Here is a 1636-nt window from a genome sequence, read left to right as displayed (position 1 = left end):
AGATTTTAGTCTCTCAAAACTAAACAATGCAGTTTGACCAAGTTCGACTGGAGTTATATTATAGACTCCTTAGAAAGGAGGTGATCCAGCCGCACCTTCCGGTACGGCTACCTTGTTACGACTTCACCCCCCTTACCGAACGCACCTTCGGCGTCTCCTTCTAAAAGTTAGGCCGACGACTTCTGGTGCCCCCGACTCGGGTGGTGTGACGGGCGGTGTGTACAAGACCCGGGAACGTATTCACCGTGGCATTCTGATCCACGATTACTAGCGATTCCAGCTTCATGCAGGCGAGTTGCAGCCTGCAATCCGAACTGAGACTTACTTTAGAGATTAGCATCATCTCACGATGTAGCAACCCTCTGTATAAGCCATTGTAGCACGTGTGTAGCCCAGAACATAAGGGGCATGATGACTTGACGTCATCCCCACCTTCCTCCGCGTTTTTCCGCGGCAGTCTCCTTAGAGTCCCCACCATTACGTGCTGGCAACTAAGGATAGGGGTTGCGCTCGTTACGGGACTTAACCCAACATCTCACGACACGAGCTGACGACAGCCATGCACCACCTGTCACCTGTGTTCCCAAAAGGGAAGACTCTCGATTAAGAGATAGTCACAGGGATGTCAAGTTCTGGTAAGGTTCTTCGCGTTGCATCGAATTAAACCACATGCTCCACCGCTTGTGCGGGTCCCCGTCAATTCCTTTGAGTTTCAACCTTGCGGTCGTAATCCCCAGGCGGGATACTTAATGCGTTAACTGCGGCACCGAGGGGGTCGAACCCCCAACACCTAGTATCCATCGTTTACGGCTAGGACTACCGGGGTATCTAATCCCGTTTGCTACCCTAGCTTTCGTACCTGAGCGTCAGGAATAAGTTAGAAAACTGCTTTCGCCATCGGTATTCTTCCTAATATCTACGCATTTCACCGCTACACTAGGAATTCCGTTTTCTTCTCTTATCCTCAAGTCTACCAGTATCAAAGGCAGTTCAACAGTTGAGCTGTTGGATTTCACCTCTGACTTAATAGACCGCCTGCGTACCCTTTACGCCCAATGATTCCGGACAACGCTTGCTCTCTACGTATTACCGCGGCTGCTGGCACGTAGTTAGCCAGAGCTTCCTCCAAAGGTACCGTCAACTCTAGCTAGTATTAGTAACTAAAGTATTCTTCCCAAAGGACAGAACTTTACGACCCGAAGGCCTTCATCGTTCACGCGGCGTTGCTCCGTCAGACTTTCGTCCATTGCGGAAGATTCCCCACTGCAGCCTCCCGTAGGAGTCTGGGCCGTGTCTCAGTCCCAGTGTGGCCGATCACCCTCTCAGGTCGGCTACCCATTGTTGCCTTGGTGAGCTTTTACCTCACCAACAAGCTAATGGGACGCAGGCTCATCTTTAAGCGATAGCTAAGAAGAAGCCATCTTTGCTCGTAAGAGATTATTAGGTATTAGCTTCTCTTTCGAGAAGTTATTCCTAACTTAAAGGTAGATTACCCACGCGTTACTCACCCGTCCGCTACTCTACTAATTTTCCGAAGAAAACTTTCGCGTTCAACTTGCATGTGTTAAGCACGCCGCCAGCGTTCGTCCTGAGCCAGGATCAAACTCTCCAATAAAGATTTATTTAAATGTGAATA

Annotated in this window: 1 rRNA gene; it reads right to left on the bottom strand. The window is 49.6% G+C overall.

The window, feature by feature from the left end:
• Window positions 1-73: 73 nt before the first annotated feature.
• Window positions 74-1615: ribosomal RNA gene (locus BX659_RS18660) — 16S ribosomal RNA — on the bottom strand.
• Window positions 1616-1636 lie beyond the last annotated feature (21 nt).

It is taken from the genome of Orenia metallireducens (genome assembly GCF_003001995.1).
GTDB classification, from domain to species: Bacteria; Bacillota; Halanaerobiia; order Halobacteroidales; family Halobacteroidaceae; genus Orenia; species Orenia metallireducens_B.
This window is presented reverse-complemented; position numbering and strand designations above follow the sequence as displayed.